Annotated in this window: 25 protein-coding genes; 14 read left to right on the top strand and 11 right to left on the bottom strand. The window is 68.0% G+C overall.

What is annotated here, in order from left to right:
* Positions 1–125: 125 nt before the first annotated feature.
* The 3 genes from J2753_RS14265 to J2753_RS14255 form a co-directional block, all read right to left on the bottom strand.
* A complete protein-coding gene (locus tag J2753_RS14265; protein WP_209492735.1) occupies positions 126–1,724 on the bottom strand; it encodes a tryptophan--tRNA ligase in 1,599 nt (532 codons plus the stop codon).
* A gap of 2 nt (positions 1,725–1,726) precedes the next feature.
* On the bottom strand, positions 1,727–2,794 hold the full coding sequence (gene endA / locus J2753_RS14260) for a tRNA-intron lyase (protein WP_209492734.1): 1,068 nt from the start codon (positions 2,792–2,794) through the stop codon (positions 1,727–1,729).
* A 64-nt stretch (positions 2,795–2,858) separates the two neighbouring features.
* A complete protein-coding gene (locus J2753_RS14255) occupies positions 2,859–3,707 on the bottom strand; it encodes a DUF7351 domain-containing protein (protein ID WP_209492733.1) in 849 nt (282 codons plus the stop codon).
* A 102-nt stretch (positions 3,708–3,809) separates the two neighbouring features.
* Between J2753_RS14255 and J2753_RS14650 the strand changes: the two genes are divergently transcribed.
* Positions 3,810–5,369 (top strand): S41 family peptidase, encoded by a 1,560-nt coding sequence (locus J2753_RS14650; protein WP_209492732.1) that lies wholly within the window; start codon positions 3,810–3,812, stop codon positions 5,367–5,369.
* Between the two features lie 13 nt (positions 5,370–5,382).
* On the opposite strand, the gene J2753_RS14245 is transcribed toward J2753_RS14650, so the two are convergent.
* Complete coding sequence (locus tag J2753_RS14245) at positions 5,383–6,171, bottom strand: topoisomerase DNA-binding C4 zinc finger domain-containing protein (protein WP_209492731.1); 789 nt, start codon at positions 6,169–6,171, stop codon at positions 5,383–5,385.
* Between the two features lie 60 nt (positions 6,172–6,231).
* On the opposite strand from J2753_RS14245, the gene J2753_RS14240 reads away from it, so the two are divergent.
* Positions 6,232–6,876: an HAD family hydrolase gene (locus J2753_RS14240; protein ID WP_209492730.1), complete on the top strand. Its 645-nt coding sequence runs from the start codon at positions 6,232–6,234 to the stop codon at positions 6,874–6,876.
* Positions 6,877–6,892: 16 nt separating this feature from the next.
* Here the strand turns inward: J2753_RS14240 and msrA are convergent, their stop codons facing one another.
* The gene (gene msrA / locus J2753_RS14235) at positions 6,893–7,432 is read right to left on the bottom strand and encodes a peptide-methionine (S)-S-oxide reductase MsrA (protein ID WP_209492729.1); all 540 of its coding nucleotides are present in this window, start codon (positions 7,430–7,432) and stop codon (positions 6,893–6,895) included.
* Positions 7,433–7,527: 95 nt separating this feature from the next.
* Between msrA and J2753_RS14230 the strand changes: the two genes are divergently transcribed.
* From J2753_RS14230 to J2753_RS14215, 4 genes are all read left to right on the top strand, one after another.
* Positions 7,528–8,442, top strand: coding sequence for a CPBP family intramembrane glutamic endopeptidase (locus J2753_RS14230; protein ID WP_209492728.1), 915 nt, complete (start codon positions 7,528–7,530; stop codon positions 8,440–8,442).
* A 281-nt stretch (positions 8,443–8,723) separates the two neighbouring features.
* Positions 8,724–8,975 carry a hypothetical protein gene (locus J2753_RS14225; RefSeq protein ID WP_209492727.1) on the top strand — a complete coding sequence of 84 codons (252 nt, stop codon included), beginning with the start codon at positions 8,724–8,726 and terminating at the stop codon, positions 8,973–8,975.
* Between the two features lie 41 nt (positions 8,976–9,016).
* A complete protein-coding gene (locus J2753_RS14220) occupies positions 9,017–9,892 on the top strand; it encodes a homoserine kinase (protein WP_209492726.1) in 876 nt (291 codons plus the stop codon).
* Positions 9,893–9,932: 40 nt separating this feature from the next.
* Positions 9,933–10,085 (top strand): hypothetical protein, encoded by a 153-nt coding sequence (locus J2753_RS14215; RefSeq protein WP_209492725.1) that lies wholly within the window; start codon positions 9,933–9,935, stop codon positions 10,083–10,085.
* Positions 10,086–10,099: 14 nt separating this feature from the next.
* On the opposite strand, the gene pyrF is transcribed toward J2753_RS14215, so the two are convergent.
* From pyrF to J2753_RS14200, 3 genes are read right to left on the bottom strand one after another with little or no spacing between them, the layout of a single operon-like run.
* On the bottom strand, positions 10,100–10,960 hold the full coding sequence (pyrF, locus tag J2753_RS14210; protein WP_209492724.1) for an orotidine-5'-phosphate decarboxylase: 861 nt from the start codon (positions 10,958–10,960) through the stop codon (positions 10,100–10,102).
* A gap of 44 nt (positions 10,961–11,004) precedes the next feature.
* Entirely contained in the window at positions 11,005–11,232 is a 228-nt protein-coding gene (locus tag J2753_RS14205; RefSeq protein ID WP_209492723.1) for a hypothetical protein, read from the bottom strand.
* Positions 11,229–11,519, bottom strand: a complete 291-nt coding sequence (locus J2753_RS14200) for a preprotein translocase subunit TatA (protein ID WP_209492722.1) — start codon at positions 11,517–11,519, stop codon at positions 11,229–11,231. Before J2753_RS14200 ends, J2753_RS14205 begins: the two co-directional genes overlap by 4 nt.
* A 238-nt stretch (positions 11,520–11,757) precedes the next feature.
* On the opposite strand from J2753_RS14200, the gene J2753_RS14195 reads away from it, so the two are divergent.
* Positions 11,758–12,180, top strand: coding sequence for an SHOCT domain-containing protein (locus J2753_RS14195; protein ID WP_209492721.1), 423 nt, complete (start codon positions 11,758–11,760; stop codon positions 12,178–12,180).
* On the opposite strand, the gene J2753_RS14190 is transcribed toward J2753_RS14195, so the two are convergent.
* Positions 12,177–13,724 (bottom strand): amidohydrolase, encoded by a 1,548-nt coding sequence (locus tag J2753_RS14190; protein ID WP_209492720.1) that lies wholly within the window; start codon positions 13,722–13,724, stop codon positions 12,177–12,179. The two genes, J2753_RS14195 and J2753_RS14190, sit on opposite strands and share 4 nt — an antisense overlap.
* Positions 13,725–13,862: 138 nt before the next feature.
* Between J2753_RS14190 and hmgA the strand changes: the two genes are divergently transcribed.
* The 5 genes from hmgA to J2753_RS14165 all read left to right on the top strand — a co-directional run bounded on the left by hmgA (position 13,863) and on the right by J2753_RS14165 (position 16,433).
* On the top strand, positions 13,863–15,095 hold the full coding sequence (hmgA, locus tag J2753_RS14185; RefSeq protein ID WP_209492719.1) for a hydroxymethylglutaryl-CoA reductase (NADPH): 1,233 nt from the start codon (positions 13,863–13,865) through the stop codon (positions 15,093–15,095).
* A 38-nt stretch (positions 15,096–15,133) separates the two neighbouring features.
* Complete coding sequence (locus J2753_RS14180; RefSeq protein WP_209492718.1) at positions 15,134–15,409, top strand: ribbon-helix-helix domain-containing protein; 276 nt, start codon at positions 15,134–15,136, stop codon at positions 15,407–15,409.
* Complete coding sequence (locus J2753_RS14175; protein ID WP_209492717.1) at positions 15,402–15,665, top strand: type II toxin-antitoxin system RelE family toxin; 264 nt, start codon at positions 15,402–15,404, stop codon at positions 15,663–15,665. Before J2753_RS14180 ends, J2753_RS14175 begins: the two co-directional genes overlap by 8 nt.
* Before the next feature lie 103 nt (positions 15,666–15,768).
* Positions 15,769–16,083: a DUF433 domain-containing protein gene (locus J2753_RS14170; protein WP_209492716.1), complete on the top strand. Its 315-nt coding sequence runs from the start codon at positions 15,769–15,771 to the stop codon at positions 16,081–16,083.
* A gap of 2 nt (positions 16,084–16,085) precedes the next feature.
* On the top strand, positions 16,086–16,433 hold the full coding sequence (locus J2753_RS14165; RefSeq protein ID WP_209492715.1) for a DUF5615 family PIN-like protein: 348 nt from the start codon (positions 16,086–16,088) through the stop codon (positions 16,431–16,433).
* A gap of 95 nt (positions 16,434–16,528) precedes the next feature.
* On the opposite strand, the gene J2753_RS14160 is transcribed toward J2753_RS14165, so the two are convergent.
* On the bottom strand, positions 16,529–17,044 hold the full coding sequence (locus tag J2753_RS14160; RefSeq protein WP_209492714.1) for a DUF5817 domain-containing protein: 516 nt from the start codon (positions 17,042–17,044) through the stop codon (positions 16,529–16,531).
* A 120-nt stretch (positions 17,045–17,164) separates the two neighbouring features.
* On the opposite strand from J2753_RS14160, the gene J2753_RS14155 reads away from it, so the two are divergent.
* Complete coding sequence (locus J2753_RS14155; RefSeq protein ID WP_209492713.1) at positions 17,165–17,989, top strand: NAD-dependent epimerase/dehydratase family protein; 825 nt, start codon at positions 17,165–17,167, stop codon at positions 17,987–17,989.
* Between the two features lie 624 nt (positions 17,990–18,613).
* Entirely contained in the window at positions 18,614–18,955 is a 342-nt protein-coding gene (locus tag J2753_RS14150) for a cupin domain-containing protein (protein ID WP_209492712.1), read from the top strand.
* A gap of 55 nt (positions 18,956–19,010) precedes the next feature.
* On the opposite strand, the gene icd is transcribed toward J2753_RS14150, so the two are convergent.
* Positions 19,011–20,282, bottom strand: a complete 1,272-nt coding sequence (gene icd, locus J2753_RS14145) for an isocitrate dehydrogenase (NADP(+)) (RefSeq protein WP_209492711.1) — start codon at positions 20,280–20,282, stop codon at positions 19,011–19,013.
* Positions 20,283–20,322: the final 40 nt, after the last annotated feature.

Here is a 20,322-nt window from a genome sequence, read left to right as displayed (position 1 = left end):
CGGGCCGGCGCGGTCACAAGTGGCCATGGGAACTCCGCGGTCCTATTGGTGGCGCTGTTGCCGTTCGCGTCAAGACCGTCACCTCATCAAGATCCAAAGAAAGCGGAAACCGGAGCGTATCAGCCCTAAACCGCGTCTTCGCCTTCCTGCCCGCCGAGCCCGCGCCGGTCGCTGTCCAGGTCGATATCGACGCCCGCCAGCACCTCCTTTGCCTCCTCGCGTTTCTCCTGATGCTCCGCGAGGAACTCCTGCATCAGCTCTGCGGCCTGCTCCTTACAGCCACCACAGAGCCGTTCACCCTCAGCACACTCCTCGTACACCCGGGCCGCGAACTCGTCGTCGGCCTCCGTGAGCAGGTAGGCGTACAGCTCGTACACCGGACACTCGTCGGGTTGGCCGCCGAGTTCACGCTGCTCCTCCGCGGTCGCGCGGCCGCCCGTCGCGGCGGATTTTACCTTGTCGTAGCCGTCCTCCGGGTCGTCGAGCAGCGAGATGTGCGACGCCGGGACCGAGGAGGACATCTTCCCGCCGGTCAGCCCGGTCATGAAGCGGTGGTAGATCGACGACGGCCGCTCGAAGCCGTAGCCGTCGTGTGCGATCTCGACCTCCCGCGCGATCTCGCCAGCCGCCTCGCGGTCGAGGTCGAAGCTGTCGATGTGGGCCTCGTAGCGCCGCTTCTCGCCCGGGATCTCCTCGATCAGCGCGTCGAACGCCGCCGCGTTGGCGTTGCGGTCGAGGAAGCGGACCCGTGGCCGGATCGGCTCCTTCCCGCCGTTTTCGAGCTTCTCGATCAGTGACTCGTGGGTGGCGGGGTCGGCGTCGACGCCCGCCGCGGCGAACTCACGCTCGGAAAGATACTCCGCGGCGTCCTCACACCGCAGGTCGTCAGTATCGACGCCGTCGTCCGCCGTCATCGTGTCGTACAGCGCACTGAACAGTTCGCGCTCCTCGTCGTCGAGTTCGAAGGAGGCGAACGCCTCGGTCACCTTGAAGTAGCGCATCCGGGCGGCGGCGTCGCGGGCGAACCGGACGTGCGGGTCCTGATCCGGCCCGACCGGGATCACCGTCGGCATCGGCTCGTCGAGTTGGGGGTAGAGGATGTCCGCCAACTGCGTGACGACCGACTGCATGTGGCTGACGTTCGTCTCGCCGCCGAAGCCGTAGATGGCCTCGAACTCCGAGAAGTTCGTCGTCGAGCCGATCTCGAACGCCAGATCCTGCAGGGTGCGGTTGTCGGACTGGCGGTAGAGTTCGCCGTCCTCGACGTCGAACCCCAGCGCGATCAGCGAGAGCAGGTAGCTCCGGGCGTGCTCGTCGATCTCGTCCCACGACATCCCCCGCGCGGAGTGGGCCTCCATGTCGGCGATCAGGCCGTACACCTCGCCGCCCTGCTGCTGGTGCCAGATGAGTTCGTCGAACACCAGCTTGTGGCCGATGTGGGGGTCGCCCGTCGGCATGAACCCCGAGAGCGCCGCGAACGGCTCGTCGTTGACCATCGCCTCGACCACCCGGCCGTACTCCCGGTGGCCGAAGATGGCGCCCCGGCGCATCAGGTAGTGCGGATCCGGCACCGCCGCAGCGTCGAACTCCTCGATGCCGAACTGCTCGAACAGTTTGCGGTAATCCTCGATGGTCGAGGAGCCCCAGGGGTCGAGGGCAACGTCGTCGCTTGCTACGCTATCGGTGCCCCCGTCGGTCTTCGGTGTGGGTGTATCCTCAGTCATCGTTACGGCGTGATTCGCTCGACGCTGAGCCAATCTATTGCATCGGTCGGCCCGGTCAGCGCAAAAACCATTCGCTTGCGAACCCCGCCGGCCAGCCGCACGTCCAGGGATAGCTCCCGGGGCAGGAACTCGTGGTCCGGTTCGACCACCCGAACCAGTTTGTCCGAGTGCCCCAGATCCGAAAGCCCCTCGAACGCCTCGTACACCCGGAAGTCCGCGCCGAACTTGAAGCCGGATTTGGGAACTGCACCGGCCTCCCGCAGGGCGGCGTAGGCGGCATAGCGGCGGTCGAACCGCTCACCTTCGACGGTTTCGGCGTGGGCCGACACCGACTCGGCGTCGATATCGAGACAGCCCCGCTCTGCGAGATACGCCGCCTCGAGCAGCGATAGCTGGAGCGGCCCCGAGTCGGCGTTCCGGCCCGCCAGCCGCTGGCCGAAGAAGCCGCCCTCGTACAGCGATTCGGGCGGGTCCCAGACCAGCAGGCGGTCGTCCATCAGCGTCGCGTCCAGATCGTCCGGTAGCGGCGGGTCGGCGCTCCCCGACGGCGAGAGCCAGTCGGTACCGAAGTAGGTGAGTTCGCCGTCCTCATCGACGACGGCGAGCACGTGACCGTCGATGCTCTCGACCGGCAGCGGCGAGCGCTCGCCGACGACCCGGAGCCGATGTTCGATTTCGTCGTCCGCGGGGCCCTTTCCACGCGGGTAGACGACGAAGTCCGTCTCGTCGTCGACGCTGTCGTCGGTCCAGCCATCCCGGGCCGGCGAGAGGTAGAAGCCGCGGTCACGGAGGTCCTTGTACACCACGAAGGAGAGCACCGCGTCGGTCCGGGTCAGGAACTCCCGGAACCCCATCGACGCCCCCGCGTCCGACCCGCCTGCTCGGTCCGGGTCGCCTGTCTCATCGACGACGGTATCGAGGTCGCCGCGGTAGAGCAGGTGAGCGGCCTCTACCGGCGCGAGTTCGAGGTCGCTCCCGCCCACCGGGCGGCCGTACCCCCCCGAGTCGTAGAACTGCTGTCTGGCGTTGCCCGAGAGGTGGACGACGCCGTCGCGAAAGGTCCCGTTCATGTCCGTACGTGCCGGGGGAGCGGGTATAGGGACTGTGGTCGGTGGCGGCGTTCCAGCCCCCCGATCAGGCCAAGTCGCCGTCGACGACCGAACCGGTTCGGTCGAGTACCAGATCGAGTGACTCCTCGAACTCCGCACCCACCGTCACCCGAAGCCGCAGCGGGTCCTCGGAGACGACAGTCTCGGTATCGGGCAACCGGAACGGGAGCGTCCACGTCGCCTCCCGGCGAGCGTCGATACCGCGCTCGGCCAGGAAGGAGACCACCTCCGGGTGGGTCGCGACGCAGTCGCCGACAGTCGTCGCGAACTGGTTCCCACAGTCCGAGCACGGCGCGCGGTAGCGGTAGCCGTACCCCTCGACGTGTTCGATGCCGCCTTCGGTCCGGCCGTGGCAGGAGGGACAGACTCCCGAGACCCCGAGTTCGGTCGCCTGCGTGTTGACGAGTGCGAGCGTCTCCGCCGCGGCCTCGGGCGAGCGGTTGGCGACGGCCCGCGGGCTGCCGAGGAGCCCCTCGTTGAGCGTGTGTCCCTCGCCACAGACCAGTTGGAACTGGTTCCCCCCGGCTGCCGCCGCCAACTCCGCGTCACACTCCGGGCAGTGTCCAGGGAGCGGCACCGGCTCGATGTCGGGGTCCGGGTCCGAGAGCCCCGCAGACAGCCGGGCGAACAACCGGAAGCCGAACGACGAGAGCCGGTATCCGTCCTCGGTGTCGACGACGAGGGTGCCGAGGAGTTGGTTCAGGTGATAGTTGAACCGACCCGTGTCCCTGACGCCGGCGGCGTCTTTGAGTTCGGTGAACGAGAGGAACGGGTCCGGCCCGTCCCGCCGGGCGGCCAGCAGCGCACGCAAGATCTCGACCCGGGTCTCCTGCCCGAGCAGTTCGAACACGTCGACCGACGACGTTTCACCCATACTTCCCCGTGGTCGCTCGGCCCGAAAATAGTCTCGTGTCAGAGTACTTTACGAAACGGGGTTCTCAGACCGCTTATTGGCCCCCAGTCACAGGTCGTAGCCGTGACAGCGAACGACGACGGGACCTTCGACCGTGACGCTCTCGCCGCCGACGCGCGGGAGATAGGCGAGTTCGTCGAAGCAGTTCACCCCGAGCCCTACATCGGCTACGACGGCAGAGTCGACCTCCACGCGACGCTCGAATGCACGGTCCGGGAACTCCCGAAATCCGCGACCGTCGAGGAGTTCTACCGGCAGGCTGCGCCGCTGGTCACCGGCCTCGACGACGCCCACTCGCTGCTGCGAGCACCGGACGCCGACAGCGAGGACGACCGAACGCTCCCGCTCTCGTTCCGTGTCGTCGGCGAGGCGCTGTACGTCGAGGCAGTCGCCGACGCGGGACTCGCAAATCTCGTTGGGGGGTGTCTACTCGCGGTCGAGGGGGAGTCCGTCGAGGCACTCGCAGAACGGGTGGGCCGGCTCCGCGGTATCGAGAACCTCTACCACGGGCGCCAGCGCCTCGGAACCTTCGTCGGCGAGTACCGCTTGCTCGGGCGGTTGCTGAGCCGAGAAACGCCACCCGAGAGCGTGGACCTCCGGCTCCGAGTCGACGGCGAGGAGCGAACCGTCACGGTGGAGCCGACGACCGACACCGACGAGCCCGCCGACGAACTGGTGGAGTCGTTCCCCCATCCGGAAGGGTCGGGCCCGCGCTACCGGCTCTACGAGGGCGGCGACGCCGCGGTGTTCGTCCCCGGCGACCTCAGCGGCTACCGCGAGAGCTTCGAGGCGGCGATGGCGGCCGGCGCCGGCCGGGTCGACGACCTCGCGCCGGAAGCGTACGAACGCCATGTGGGTGACGACCCGCCCGAGGAGATGGCCGACCTCGTCGCCGAACTCCCCTCGATGGCCGAGACGCTGGCGGCGCTCGTCGAGGCGATGGAGAGCGCGGACACCCAGACGCTGATCGTCGACGTACGGGACAACCCCGGCGGCGACTCGCAGTTCGTCTTCCACCTCGCGTACCTGCTCGCCGGCTTCGACGGCGTCGAGCGGCTCGCCGGGGCGATGAAGGCGGTGAAGCGCCGGAGCGATCCCCACCGCGAGCGCTACGGTGAGGGGGACCTCGGCACGGCCGCCGAGAACCACGCGGACTACGACCTCGGTGGCTTCCTCGCCGGAGGAGAAGATTCGGAGACGCTCCGGAAGTTGCTCACCCGCGCCGAGGGGTTCGCTGACCTCGTCGACGCGAACGACGACGATGGGAGGTACGACCCCGACCGGATCGTCGTCGCCACCTCCGCGGGGACGATGAGTTCGGGCTTCGCGGTGGCCGCACAGCTAACCGCCCTCGGCGCCGAGGTGGTCGGGGTCCCCTCCGGGCAGGCGCCGATATCCTTCGGCGAAGCCGTGACCCGGGAACTGTCGAACACCGGGCTCACCGCCCGGGTCGCCTGCTCGATGTACCATTGGGTACCCGACCCGGACGGCCGCGTGCTCGAGCCGGACGCCGAACTCACCCCCGAGCGCTTCGAGCGCTACGACCGGGCGGCCGACGCCGGCCTGCGTCTCGCGTTCGACCACGCCGGCCACACGAACGGCGAGCCGCCGACCCCCCATTAACGACTGACCCCACTCAGGGGCCGCTGTAGCTCTCGGCTACCGCCCCCTCGTAGCGGTCACACGTTCCGTCGAGACAGCGCCGGCCCGCGGCCGTCTCGAACACCGGCAGTCCACAGGGACACTCCTCCACGGCTTCTCCCGCCGGAATCGAGAACGTCGTCTCGCAGTCCGGATACGCCTCGCAGCCGAGGAACGGCCGGTTCCCCCGCGAAACGACACCCAGCGGCTCCCCACAGTCCGGGCAGTTCCAGCGCCCGTCCAGCGCGTCGGCAACCGCATCCGCGAGCGAGTCACAGCGCCAGTCCACGCAGAGTTCGAACGTCTCGCCGCGCTCGACGCGCATCTTCGGGAGCCCGCAGTCCGGACAGGTCTCGTCGAGCACCGTCGCCCCCGCCGGCAGTCCGTACGCGGCGTCGCAGCCGAGACAGGCCACCTCCCCGCCCGCACGCACGAGCGCGTCGCCGCAGTCCGGGCAGTCACCTACCGGTACCCCGGCCTCCGTCGCCGGGAACTCCCGCCGCCCCGTCGGCGCCTCCGAGACCACTCGGAGTTCCTGGTTCCCGCTTCGGGCGACGACTGAGAAGGAGTCGCCTTCGGTCTCGGTCGTGAGCTCGTCAGCGCGCGTGAGCCACGCGACTGGCTGGTAGCCCCCGGAGTCATGCACCAGCACGGTGCAGTCGGGTTTGACCACGACCACCACGTAGCCGCGCTGGGTGCGCTCGTGGTCGCCCTCGAACGTCACGGTACAGTCGCCCGCGAACAGTCGGATCGTCTCTGTCACGCGCGGGAGTGGTCCCGGCATCGGCCTTGAGCGTCGGCGCGAAACCCCAAACGCGATGACGGGGCCAACAGTACGGCGACCATGGACGCCCTCCTGTTCGACATGGACGGGGTCGTGGTCGACTCCGAGGACTACTGGCACGAGGCGGAGCGCGAGGAACTACTGCCGGCGGTGCTGGACGGCGAACAGCCGGATCTGGACGAGATCACGGGGATGCCGTACCGCGAGATCTACGAGTATCTCGACGCCCACTACGAGACCACCGTCTCGGAGGCCGAGTTCGTCGACCTGTACGACGAGACGGCCGAGACGGTCTACCGCGAACGGGTCGAACTGCTCGACGGCTTCTCGGAGATTCGGGCGTCGGCCCGCGACGCCGGGGTTCCAGTGGGGCTGGTCTCCTCGTCGCCGCCGACGTGGATGGGCTACGTGCTCGACCGCTTCGACCTGGAGTTCGACCTCGTGCTCTCGGACGACGACGTGGCGGGTCCGGGCAAGCCCGAACCCCACATCTACGAGGCCGCCGCCGAGCGCCTCGGCGTCGATCCGGGCGGCTGCGTGGCTGTCGAAGACTCCGAAAACGGCTCGCTCGCGGCTGAGCGGGCGGGGATGACGGTAATCGGCTACCGCGTCACTCACAACGCCGAGACGGACCTCTCGGCGTGCGACGTGGTCTGTGACGGGTCCGAAGAACTGCGTGAAGAACTGCGAGGTCGGCTGGAGTGATCCGGCTCGGCCCTGCTCAGGTCTGCACGTTCTGCTCGAACTTCTCGCGGACCTTCTCGATTTTCGGCTGGGCGTTCATCGTGCAGTAGGCGTCGTCGGGGTTCTTCGCGAAGTAGTTCTGGTGTTTCTCCCCGGCGCGGTGGAACGTCTCGAGGGGCTGGACCTCGGTGACCACCTCGCCGTCGTAGCCGCCCTCCTCGTCCAGCGCCTCGACGTACGCCTCGGCGGTCTCCTGTTGCCCCTCGTCGTGGGGAAGGATGATCGAGCGGTACTGCGAGCCCACGTCCGGCCCCTGCCGGTTGAGTTGGGTCGGGTCGTGGACGGTGAAGAACACTTCCAGCACGTCCTCGTAGTCGAGTTCGGCCTCGTCGTACTCGATCTGGACGACTTCCGCGTGGCCGGTGTCGCCCGAGCAGACTGCACGGTAGGTCGGGTTCTCGGCGTGGCCCCCGGCGTAGCCGGAGGTCACGTCCTTGACGCCCGAGAGCTCCTCGAAGGCCGCCTCCACGCACCAGAAGCAGCCGCCACCGACTGTCGCTGTCTCGGTCATACACATAGGTAGGGCTCGAGAGCGTATGTATGTGGCGCGAGCGGCAGTTCGGCCGGCGTGGACCGCCAGGATTTATCACCTATCGAACTACTTCGGTCCGTATGCGCATCGTTCGTGAGCGAGACTCCGGTCGAGTCCGCGCGAGCATTCGGGCTGTCCTCCCCGCAGTCGTGGCGCTCGTCCTGTTTGTCGGAGCTAGCACGCTCGTCGGCGGGCTGCTCGGGGCCGGGATGGCCACGGCGACTGCGGGCCTCGTCTTCGTGTTGCTGGCGTTCAACAGCGCGCTGTACGCCGCGCTGACCGCCGGCGCCCTCCGCGGAGCCGCCTGGCTCGACCGACGGCCGTGGCGCGCGTTCGGCTTCCACGTCGACCGTCGCTGGCTCCGGAACGTCGTCGCGGGCGGAGCAATCAGCCTCGTTGCTGTGGGCGTCTCGGTCGGGTACGGCCAGTTCCGGGGGTTCAGAGCGGTCGACCTCGGTGCCGCCGGCGTGTCGGGGCCGGGGGGGTCGCTCGTGGTCGGACTCGTCGTCGTCGGCTTCCTCGTGATGAGCCTGCTCGGGAACGTGTTCGAGGAGGTGCTCTACCGCGGAATCATGCTCCGAAACTTCGTCGACGGGCTCACCGCACGCGGGCAGTCGCTCCGGGTCGCCGCCGCCATCGCGACACTCGCCGGCACCGTCCTGTTCGGCCTGTATCACGTCCCGCTGCGCGGGAACGTCGTGGTCGCCGTCGACGCCGCGGTCGTCGGCATCACGTTCTCGCTCGCCTACCTCCTCACCGGCGAGTTGGGGCTCGCACTCGGGGTACACGCCGGCCGGTTCCCGCTGAACGTCCTGCCCGGCGCCACGCTGGGACCCTTCGAGTTCCACCAGGTGCTGACGTTCAGCCAGAACACGCTGGCTGCGAACCTCGAAATTAAACTCGTTCGGCTGGGCCTGACCTGCCTGTTGCTGCTCGGTTGGTGCTCCCTGTTCGACGGCGGGGTCCGGGTCGCCCGGAGCCTTCGTCGGGAGTGAGACGGCGACTGGACGTCGCTTTCGACACGGCACCCCGACAAGACAGAACGAACTCCGCGCCGTCAACGCCGACGACGCCGAACGTAGCTGGCTGGTCGGGGAACTGACACCGTCGTGGGCCGGCGTTGGGGCACGGTGGTGCTCGCAATCGAGGGCGACGACTTCCCAGCATCCCCTGCAGATCCGCCTGCTCGCGCTCTCGGCGGCCCGGAGGGCTGCCCCGGGCCAAGAACAGAACTTGAAAACATTAAAGCGTCGTTCGGACAGAGAACACGTAACGAATGCTCCCGATCCAGGTCATCGACAGTTTCCTGCTCAACTACGAGATCGGGCAGGCGCTGTTGCTCGTGTTCGCCCTGGGAACGCTCGGCCTGCTCGGCCTCGGGTCGAAGAAGGTGCTTAGCCTCCACTTCGCCGCGTTCGGACTGATCTTCCTCATCACGCCGCAGGCGATCAACTCCCGGATCTACCTGTTCCTCGGCCTCGCGCTGCTGGTGGTCGCGCCGATGCTGTTCACGACCGCCGACGACTAACGAGCGTCACCTTTTTCGCGCGAACCACGGTACGGACCCCCATGCGAACAGTCCGGGCGCCAGCCACCAGTGCGAACCTCGGGAGCGGCTTCGACACGTTCGGCGTCGCGCTCGAGCGTCCGGCCGACGTCGTCTCCGTCGAACGCGCCGAGCGCACCACCATCGAGGTGACCGGCGCGGGCGCGCAGTTCATCCCCGAAGACCCGAAGAAAAACACCGTCGGCGCCGTCGCCGAGGCGCTCGACGCCCCCGCCCACATCCGGATCGACAAGGGCATCAGACCCGCATCCGGCCTCGGCTCCTCGGCGGCCTCCGCTGCGGGCGCCGCGCTCGCGCTTAACGACCTCTACGACCGTGGTCTCTCCCGCGAGGAACTGGTCCCCATCGCCGCCGAGGGCGAGGCGGTCGTCTCCGGCGCCGCCCACGCGGACAACGTCGCCCCCTCCCTGCTCGGCGGCTTCACCATCGCCACCGCCGACGGCGTCCGGGCCGTCGACACGAACGTCCCGCTCGTGGCCTGTCTCCCGGAGGAACCGATCTCCACGCGCGACGCCCGGGAGGTGGTCCCCAACCACGTCACCATCGAGGAGATGGTGACCACCGTCGGCAGCGCCGCGACGCTGACTCTGGGGATGTGCCAGTCGGACCCCAAACTGGTCGGCCGTGGGATGGTCGACGAGGTGGTCACACCCAACCGCGCGGCGCTGATCACGGGGTACGAGGACGCCGCCGCGGCCGCGGTGGACGCCGGCGCCTACGGCGTCACGGTCAGTGGCTCCGGCCCGAGCGTGCTCGCGGTCTGTGCCCCCGACCGACGGCGTAACGTCGCCGGCGCGATGGTCGAGGCGTTCGAAGCGAACGGGGAGAAGGCCCGCGCCTACCGCACCTGGACCGGGGACGGCGCGGAGTTCGTGTAGGAACCGAGACCGTTTTGCCGGCCGCGGCTGGGGTCGAATCATGGACACCACCGACTGGCTGCTGCTCTCGCTGATACTCGTGGGGTTCGCGAACTGGCAGGCAACGGACGCGTACGGGGGTGTGAGGATGGCCTACGGCGGTCTTGCGCTCGCGGCGTTTGTCGTCATGCTCGACCTGTCGGACAGCGTGTGAGCGAGGAGGACCGATTACCGGTACTGGTTCAGCCGCTTTTTCAGCCGCGCGGCCGCGTCGCCGGCCGCCGCGAAGTACGCCTCCTCGTCCGGGTCCCGGCCGCCGGAGGGGCCAGACACCGTGTTCCGGCCCACGTCCTCGCCGGCGAAGATGATCCCGCGCGAGGAGTTCACGAGGCCGACATCGACGCCCCAGCCCTCGCGTTCGGCGAGGCCGTGCTCCACCGCGGCCTCGGCGTCGCCGCCCTGCGCGCCGACGCCGGGGACGAGAAACGGGATCTCCGGAACCGTCTCGCGGATCTCGGCCAGTTCCTCGGGTGCGGTGGCGCCGACGACGAGGCCCACGTTGCCGTGTTCGTTCCACGTGTCCGCCAGCGCGGCCACGCGCTCGTAGAGCGGTTCGCCCGAGGCCAGTTCGAGGTCCTGTAGGTCAGCGCCGCCGGGGTTGGAGGTCCGACAGAGCACGAACACGCCCGACTCAGTCCGGGAGAGGAACGGCTGGAGCGAGTCGCCGCCCATGTAGGGGTTGACGGTGATAGCGTCCACCTCGTCCAGCACTTCGGCGTACTGGCGTGCCGTGTTGCCGATATCCCCCCGTTTCGCGTCCAGCAGAACCGGGACGCCCTTCCCGTGGGCGTAGGCGATAGTCTCGCGCAGGGAACGCCAGCCGTCGGCGTCCTCGTAGAACGCGGCGTTGGGTTTGTAGCAGGCGGCGTGCTCGTGGGTGGCGTCGATGATCCGGCGGTTGAACGCCCAGCGCGGCATGTCGTGGTCGTCGAGGAACGCGGGCAGGCGGTTCATGTCGGCGTCCAGGCCCACCGAGACGACGCTGTCGGCGTCGTCGATGCGGGCGGCGAGGTCGTCGAAGAAGGACATTACCGGGGAGGCGCGCCGCCGGAGTAAGAACCCTGCCGTTTCCGTCAGCGGTCGTCCTCGTCGGCGCGTTCGTTCGCCAGTTGGGCCTCCAACTCCGCCACCCGCGCCCTGAGCCGCTCGATCTCGGCCTCTTCAACGTCGGGTTCGCGCCACCAGCGGTAGACGAGAACCGCGATCAGCACGGGAACGGCGAGAAAGACGGCGCTCATCAGCAAGACCAGCAGGAGGATAACCAACTCCGGCCCGCCGGGGAGCGGGACCTGCAGGATCATCGTTCGGCATCGTCGTTGCTGCTCGCGGGTCGTTCGTCATCCATTTCCGCCCGTTTGTCCTCCACGGTCACCTCGTTGTGTGCGGCCTCGCTGCCGGCAGCGAGTTCGGCTTCCAGTTCGTCGATTCGGCCCTTAAGTTCGGCAATCTCGTCGCTATCGGCGCTCTCGCCGCCGATGACGCGGGTGAACAGGAACACGCCCGCGAGCACCACGGGGATACCGACCAGCAGCGCCAGCACGAGCAGGATGATCAGCAGTTCGGGGCCGCCGGGGACCTGGAGGAGCATACACGGGCAATGGGCCGTCTGGGACATGGCTCTTTCCCCCGAACGCTCTACGCGCGCTCCCGCACAGACACCGACGTGTCCCGAACGCGTCGCTTGGCCTGCCCGCGCTGCTGGACGTGCGGTTCTGTACGTGCAGGTGTGCTACCGTTCTCCGGGACGGCGACGACGCCGTCCGCGGCCCGTGTGGGGATCTGACGGGGTCAGAAGCTATTTGGCCTGATAGGAACAGTCGTCGGACATGTACGAACTGGTCCATCGGTACGCACCCTCCAGTGTCAGAGTCCGCACGGTCCTCGCGGCGCTACTGTCGGTCGTCGCCGTGCTCGGAGCGGTCGGAACGTCGATAGCGGGGACACCCCCGTCCGCGGTGCTAGCAGTGCTCGTGGCGGTCGGCGCGGCGGCGCTGGCGGTCACCCTCGGGAACGGTCTCGTGAAGCAAGCCGAGGCGGCCCCCCGAGAGGCGAACCCCGCGCGGCGACGCCGGACGACCGAGGCGGAAGCCGACACGGCGCCGGTCGAGACCCTCCAGCAGCGCTACGCCGAGGGTGAACTCACCGACGAGGAGTTCGAAGAACGGATGGATCGACTGCTCGACAGCGGCGCGCGGCCGTCCCGCACGGCCGAGTCGGACGGAAACCAGGAGTCGGCGTTCGAGCGCTAGCGCCCGTCGTACACCACGTCGCCGTCGACGACCGTCATCGCCACGTCGATGTCCTCGATCTCGTCCTCGTGGTCCCACGGCGACTGCTCGAGGACGGTGAAGTCCGCGAGCTTCTGGGTCTCGACCGTGCCAAGCCGCGCCTCGTCGAAGCCGGCGTAGGCTGCGCCGAGGGTGTAGGCCCGGAGCGCCTCAGTCACCGCGAGTCGCTGGGCGTCGACCTCGGTGTTGACGGCGTGGTGGACCCCCAGCAGCGGATCCATCGGCATGCAGTCCGAGCCAAAGGCCAGCGGCGCGCCCGCGCCGTCCAGCAGCGCGTAGCGGTTCGTCTCCGCGCGGCGCGCGCCCAGTCGGGACTCGTAGAGGCCGCCGTCTTTCGCCCACTTGAGGAAGTTCGGCTGGACGGAGGCGACGACGCCCATGTCCGCGAAGCGCTGGATCGCCTCCTCGGAGGCGAGTTCGACGTGCTCGACGCGGTGGCGCATCCCGCCGGGATCCTCGGTCTGCTCGAAGGCGTCGAGCACCTCGTCGATAGCCTCGTCGCCGATGGCGTGGGCGGTGATCTGGAAGCCGGCGTCGTCGGCCTTCTGGACGATCTCGTTCAGTTCGTCGGGATCGACGACCCACGAGCCGTACTCGTCAGTGTCGTCGTGGTACGGTTCGGAGAGCTTCGCTGTCCGACCACCGAAGGAGCCGTCGGTGTAGGTCTTGATCGCGCCCGTGCGGACCATCTCGGAGCCGTGGTTCGTCCGCAGGCCGGTCTCGATCAGCGCGTCGAGGTGGTCGGCCCAGTAGTTCAGCCGGACACGCAGCGAGAGTTCGCCCGCGAGATCCATGTCGCGGTAGATCTCCGGCGCGTAGGAGCCCCGAACCATGTCGTGGACGCCGGTGACGCCCTTCTCGTTGGCGTGGGCCTGCGCGGCCGCGACGAGGCGGCCGGTCTCCTCGGCGTCGGGCGCGACGGCGTCATAGAGCACGTCGACGGCGCCCTCGACGAGCACGCCCGTGGGCTCGCCGTCGTCGCCGTAGTGGACGTTCGCTTCCGCCATCTCCTTCTCGTAGCGGTCGAGGACGACGCTGTTGACGGAGGCGACGTGCATGTCCTCACGGAACGCGACGACCGGGCGCTGTTCGCTCACGGCGTCTAGGTCCTCGCGGTCGAGGTAGCGGTCCTCGGGCCAGCGGCTCTCGTCGTAGCCGTAGCCGCGCACCCACGCCGAGTCGGCCGGCGTGTCGGTCTCCTCTGCGCGTTCGCGTAGCGCGGCGACGGCCGAATCGAGGTCGTCGGCCGCCGACAGGTCGGCGTGGACGAGGTACTTCCCGACGGTGGTCAGGTGGGTGTGGGCGTCGATGAACCCGGGGAAGAGCACGCGGCCCTCGAGGTCGATCACGTCTGTCTCGGTGCCCGCGAGGAACTCCACGTCGTAGGTCGATCCCAGCCGGACGATCTCGCCGTCCCGGACGGCGACGGCCTCGTACGTCTCGTCGGGCGTGGTCAGCGTGTGGATCTCGCCGTCGATGAAGACGGTGTCGGCGGCCTCAGTCATTGGCGGATAGCCGGCCGGATCGGGCAAAACCGTTCGGGAAGCGGGCGAGGGGTGGCGGGCGACGGATGGCGAGGGTGGCTCCCGCGGCCGCCGTCCGGGACCGGTAACGGTTTGCCCGCGCCACCGAAAGCCCGAGCCATGACCGACCGCGTCGACGCCGACGCCGCCGCGGAGCTCGCCGACCGCGTCCGCAGCGGCGACCTCCGCCTGTACGAACTCGACGACCACGCCGACGCCGACACCGCCGCCGCGGCCCGGCGGCAGGTGGTCGAATCCCACTCGGGCGCCGATCTGGAGAGTACCGGCGAGTACACGTTCCCGGCGGAGAAGGCCGCGGGCAGCAACATCGAGAACATGATCGGCGCCGCCCAGATTCCGATGGGCGTCGCCGGCCCCGTCGAAGTCGACGGCGGCGCCTACTCGGGCGAGACGTACCTCCCGCTGGCGACCACCGAGGGCGCCCTGCTGGCCTCCGTCAACCGCGGCTGCTCCGTCATCGACGCCGCGGGCGGCGCGACGGCGCGCGTGACCAAGCAGGGGATGACCCGCGCGCCCGTCTTCCGCGTGAGTGGGATCGCCGAGGGACAGGCGCTCGCGGAGTGGGTTCGGGACAACACCGACAAACTCCGGGAGGCCGCGGAGTCGACGACCAGCCACGGGAAACTGCTGGACGTGACGCCCTACGTCGTCGGCGACAACGTCTTCCTGCGGTTCCGCTACGACACCGCCGACGCGATGGGGATGAACATGGTGACCATCGCCACCGGCGAGGCCTGTGACGTGATCGAGGCCGAAACCGACGCCTCGCTGGTCGCGGTCTCGGGCAACCTCTGTGCGGACAAGAAGCCCGCCGCCATCAACGCCGTCGAGGGGCGCGGGCGCAGCGTCACCGCGGAGGTGCTGATCCCCCGCGGCGTCGTCGAGGAGACGCTCAAAACCACCCCCGAGGCCATCGCCGAGGTCAACACCCGGAAGAACCTGATCGGCAGCGCGAAAGCCGGCAGTCTGGGGTTCAACGCGCAGGTCGCGAACGTCGTCGCCGCGATGTATCTCGCGACCGGGCAGGACGCCGCGCAGGTCGTCGAGGGGAGCAACGGCATCGTCTCGGTCGAAGCCCGCGAGGACGGCCTCTACGCCGCGGTTTCGCTGGCCTCAATCGAGGTCGGCACCGTCGGCGGCGGGACGAAACTGCCCACGCAGGCCGAGGGGCTGGACGTGCTGGGGATCCGCGGCGGCGGCGACCCGGCGGGGTCGAACGCGGATGCGCTGGCTGAGTGTGTCGCGACGGGCGCGCTCGCTGGGGAGCTTTCGCTGCTCTCGGCGCTGGCGTCGCGAAACCTCTCGAGCGCGCACGCGGAACTGGGTCGGTAGCCCGAGAACTTTTCTGTGATACAGCTGTATCACAGCGTATGAGCACCGACACCGAGGGCGGCGACGACCGGATGCGGAAGATCAACGTCCGCGTTCCCGAGACGCTACTGGAGCAGGTCGAGGAGGAATGGGAGCGTCGCGGCTACTCCAGCAAGTCCGAAGCGGTCCGGGACGCGCTCCGGGACTGGGTCCAGCCGCCGGCCGAACTGAGCGAGGAGACGCTCGACGACCTCGAACGAAGCCGCGAACAGCGGGAACGCGGCGAGACGCTATCGGCGGAGGAAGCGCGCGAACGGCTCGACCTCGATGACTGAGGTCGAGTACACCGAACAGGCGCTGGACCACCTCGACGCGCTCGATCCACAAGTCGCCGACCGCGTGCTCAACAAGGTCGACGAGGCAACCGAGTGGACGGACCACCGACTCGAACCACTGTCGGGCTACCCAGACTACAAACTCCGAGTCGGTGACTACCGGGTGATCGTGGACTGGGACCGTGGGAACGACGTGCTCGTCGTCGAAGCCGTCGGGCATCGACGGAACGGCTACGACCGACACCAGTCTCCTTGAAACTTCGAGACGGCAGAGTCAGTCCAGCTTTCCGCGGTTCCTTGTCTCGTCGCGGTAGCGCGTCGGCAGTACGCTTTTCACCTTCTCCAACCAATGAACAACTGTGAGCGAGACCGTGTCGGGAGACGGCGAAAGCGCGTCTCGAATAGTGAAAACTACGGACGTACTCGGGGGACAGCCCCGGATCGCCGGCAGCCGGATCAGCGTTCTGTTCGTCTACGAGCGGGTAGAGGGCCGCGGCCTCGATCCACAGACCGTGGCCGACCGGCACGGTCTCGACGTGGCGGATGTCTACCGGGCGCTGGCGTACTACCACGAGCACCCCCGGGAGATGGAGGAAGTTCGCCGTGAGCGCGAAGGGGCGTTCGAGTCCTTCTCCGAGGATATCGACCGTCCGGACGGAGTTTCCCCCGAATAGCGATGTCCGGGCGTGAATGGACGTTCCTCCTTGACGAGAACATGGAGCCACAGGTGGAGTCCTTCTTGGCTTCGGAGGGCTACGACGCCGAACACGTACAGGACGCACTTTCGAAGGGTGCCCGCGACAAGCCCGACGTGCTACCGTACGCGAGGGAAACGGACCGTATCGTTATCACGTCCGACGTGCAGGACTTCGCCGGCCTCGACCCTTCGGAGCACCCGGGGCTGATGCTGCTCTACGAACAGCGCGTCTCTGCGTACGAAGTCGCAAATGCTGTTCTCGACATCGTCGAAGCCTACGGTGATCGCGGGCCGTTCGTCGCCGAGCCGCTCGACGAGTGGATGTAGCCACGGCCAGCCCACCTCATCTCGTGCTCGCCGCTTCGCCGCCGGTGTGGGAGAAAGTTCCTGCCCAGTCTGGGCGTACCATCTATCTACTGAACCTACACTAGCCGCAACTCACCGCCGGACTGGATCACTTCTCCCTGCCGGCGCAGTTTCTCCAGTAGCTTCTCGGCGGCGCCGCGCGGGACGCCGTCGTCGACGGCACGGGCGAGGATTTCCTCCTCGGTCCCACCCTCCCGAACCGCGTCGCGGACCTTCTCGTCGCGGCTGCGCGAGGACTGCTTCGAGGTGTCGCCAGCGACCGCGACTTCGTCGGCGTCGAGGCCCGACTGTTCGAGGTACTCCCGTTCGGAGAGGCCGCTCTCCTCGACTTCGGCTTCGAGTTCGGAGACGTGTGCGACTTCGTCGAACGCCTCGCTGTTGCCGTGTTTCTTCGCGAGGAGTGCCGCACGGGCCTCGCGGGCGGCTTCGCGATCCTCGGTCTCGTAGAAGCGTTTGAGCTTCTTCGTCTGGTGGCGCCGGCCGCACTTGGGGCAGGTGGCCGAGTCGCTCGCCTCCGGGTCCGTGAGCAGCCAGTAGGTGCCACACTCGGTGCAGCCGACGACCGCGTACATGGACGGGAGTGGTGCGCTTTCGGCCATGAATCCTCCGTTCGCTGTGGCGGCGCGGCGGTGCGGCCCTCCACAGGCGCCGCGCATCCCCGGGCTTATGCCCGCTTCCACCCACCTCAGAGTATGCGCGTGCTGGTCACCGGTTCGGAGGGTCGCGTCGCCTCGGGAATCAAGCAGCATCTCGGTGAGGACCACGAGTTCGTCTACCTCGACCGCGAGGACGCCCCGGACGTTGACTACGTCGCCGACATCGCCGACTACGAGGCCATCCGACCGGCGTTCGACGGCGTCGATGCGGTGGTCCACCTCGCCGCGAACCCGACGACGGAGGCGTCGTGGGAGTCGGTCCAGCAGAGCAACCTCGCTGGGACACGGAACGTGCTCGAAGCCGCCTCGGACGCCGAGGTGGAGCGGTTCATCTTCGCCTCCTCGATCCACGCCGCCGGGATGTGGGAGGAGGAGGGCAAGCCCGACGTGTACGAACTGGACGACGACACGAACGTCACGGTCGACGACGACGAGCGCCCCGATTCCTACTACGGCGTCTCGAAGGCCTACGGCGAGGACATGGGCCGGTTCTACATCGAGACCCGGGAGTATCCCAAGCGGTTCTACGCCGCCCGGATCGCCAGCGTCCGCGGCGGCCTCTACGACAACCCCTACGGCGACGCCGAGAAGGGCGTCGAGGAGGGCGAGTGGGAGCGCGGGAGCGAGAAGTACACCGAGCAGGTGAAGCGGCTGAAGGGGACGTGGCTCTCGCTGCGGGACTGGGCGCAGTTGGTCGAGCTTTGTTTGACGGACGAGGAGACGGAGTTCGGGATCTTCTTCGCGACCAGCGACAACCCGCGGAGCTGGTTCGATCTGGAGCACACGAAAGAGTTGCTGGGGTACGAGCCGGAGGATTCGGCGAGTGATTGGCAGTCCCCGCCCCAGGAGTTGTTGGAGTAAGGCGTTTCTGAATTGGTTTTTGGGTTGGAGGTGGGTGTCGTCGATACTGCACAGCGACCGCGAACACGACCGCGGAGTTCCCATGACCTCTTGTGACCGCACAGCCCGCACTGCAGCCACAGCCTCCCCAGCCGATTCAGTCGCTTCGCTCCCTCATCCCTCGCGCTTGCTCCCGCCCATCGGCGCTCACGTCGCGCGCCACCGCGCGGCGGTGCGGATGCGGTGGACGCCTCGCGGGCGTCGGCCGTCGACGCCCGCGGGGGGAGGGTGCGTGGCCGACCGGAGGGAGGCCACGGTAGACCGAGCGGGGAGCGTCAGCGACCCGCGAGGAGTGGGGAATCGGGACTGCGACGTTAACGAGAGCGAAGCTCTCGTTTGCCAGCAGGAAGGCGGCGCCTTCCTGCGACGTTGACGAGAATCTCCGATTCTCGTCTGCCAACCAGAAATCTCCGATTTCTGATGACCGGACCTCGTGTCCGGCGCCCTGCGGTCACAAGTTGCCAACGATAGAGATGCTGTTGCCGTCGCTGTTCAAGAGCCCCAATTTCGCGAGCCCATCACATCATCACACACCAAATAACCGCGAACTCAGGAACTATACGCCTCCCCGCGCCACACATCCGCATGGATCACTACGAACCCAACGAATCGGACTTCGTCGAGGCCGTCGACGATGTCCACCTCACCGTCGGCGCCAGCGGCAAGGAAACGAGCGTCCAGCACTTCCAGATCGAACCCGGCGCGGCGGTGCCGTCCCACAGCCACCACCACGAGCAGGCCGGCCTGATCACGCAGGGCGAACTCACGTTCGTCCTCGAAGACGGCGAGGAGATCACCGTCGGCGCCGGCGAGTCCTACACCCTACTGGGCGAGGAGGTCCACGCCGCCGAGAACCGCGGCGACGAAGTCGTCGAGGGCATCGACGTGTTTTCGCCGCCACGGACCAACCCCGACTGGGCGGAGTAGCGACTAGCGAGCAGGGGAGAAAGAAAAACGGATCGGAGAACCGTAGACGGCTGGCTTACGCCAGTTCGTGAATATTCTCCACGACCTTCTCCGCGTACTCCGTCGTGGAGACCTTCTCGGCGTCCTCACGCTGGCGCGCGAGGTCGTAGGTCACCGTCCCCTCGTCGATGGTCTTCTCGACGGCGTCCCGGATCAACTGGCCGGCGTCCTCCCAGCCGATGTACTCGAACATCAGCCGACCCGAGAGGATCAGCGCGCTGGGGTTGGCCTGGTCCTGCCCGGCGCGCTTGGGCGCGGAGCCGTGGACCGGTTCGGCGAGACAGCGGCCGTGGCCGAAGTTGGCGCCCGGCGCGATGCCGAGACCGCCGATCTGGGCGCCCGCGGCGTCGCTGAGGTAGTCGCCGTTGAGGTTCGGCATCGCGAGCACGTCGAACTCGTCGGTGCGAAGCTGCATCCACTGGAGCATCGCGTCGGCGAGGCGCTCCTCGACCATGACGGCGTCCTCCGGGATGTCGACCTCGTCCTGCTCCTCCCAGAGCGAATCGGGCGCGGCGAAGACCTCGTCGTCGGGGTACTCCTCCTCGGCGACCTCCATCCCCCAGTCGCCGAACTGCCCCTCGGTGAACTTCATGATGTTCCCCTTGTGGACCAGCGTGACCGTGTCGCGGTCGTTCTCGATGGCGTAGTCGATGGCCTCACGCACCAGGCGCTTGGAGCCCTTCTCCGAGATGGGCTTGAGTCCGAGGCCGATCTGGCCCTCGTGCATCGTGTCGTCGAAGCCCATTTCGTCCTCGACGAACTCGCGGACCTGCTCGGCCTCGTCGGTGCCGGCCTCCCACTCGATGCCGGCGTAGACGTCCTCGGTGTTCTCCCGGAACGTCACCATATCCATCTCCTCGGGCGCCTTCATCGGCGACGGGACGCCGTCGAGGTAGTAGGTCGGGCGGACGTTCGCGTAGAGGTCGAGCGTCTGGCGCAGCGCGACGTTGAGGCTGCGGAAGCCGGCGCCGACGGGGGTCGTCAGCGGGCCCTTGATCGCGACGCGATGCTCGCGGATGGCGTCGACGGTCTCCTCGGGGAGGTTCTCGTCGTACATGTCGCGGGCCGACTGCCCGGCGTAGACCTCCATCCAGTTGATCTCGTGGCCCGTCGCCTCGGCGGCGGCGGTCAGGACGGTCTGGGCGGCCGGACCGACGTCCTTGCCGATCCCGTCGCCGTGGATGATGGGGATGATCGGGTCGTCCGGCACGGAGAGTTCGCCGGTCTCCTCGTCGGCGAGAGTGATCTTCGACCCCGACTCGGGGGGTTCGATCTTGTCGTAGCTCATAGCAGGAAAGATGTCTCAGACCGACCCCATATGCTTGCCG

It is taken from the genome of Halolamina salifodinae (assembly GCF_017874235.1).
GTDB classification, from domain to species: domain Archaea; phylum Halobacteriota; class Halobacteria; order Halobacteriales; family Haloferacaceae; genus Halolamina; species Halolamina salifodinae.
This window is presented reverse-complemented; position numbering and strand designations above follow the sequence as displayed.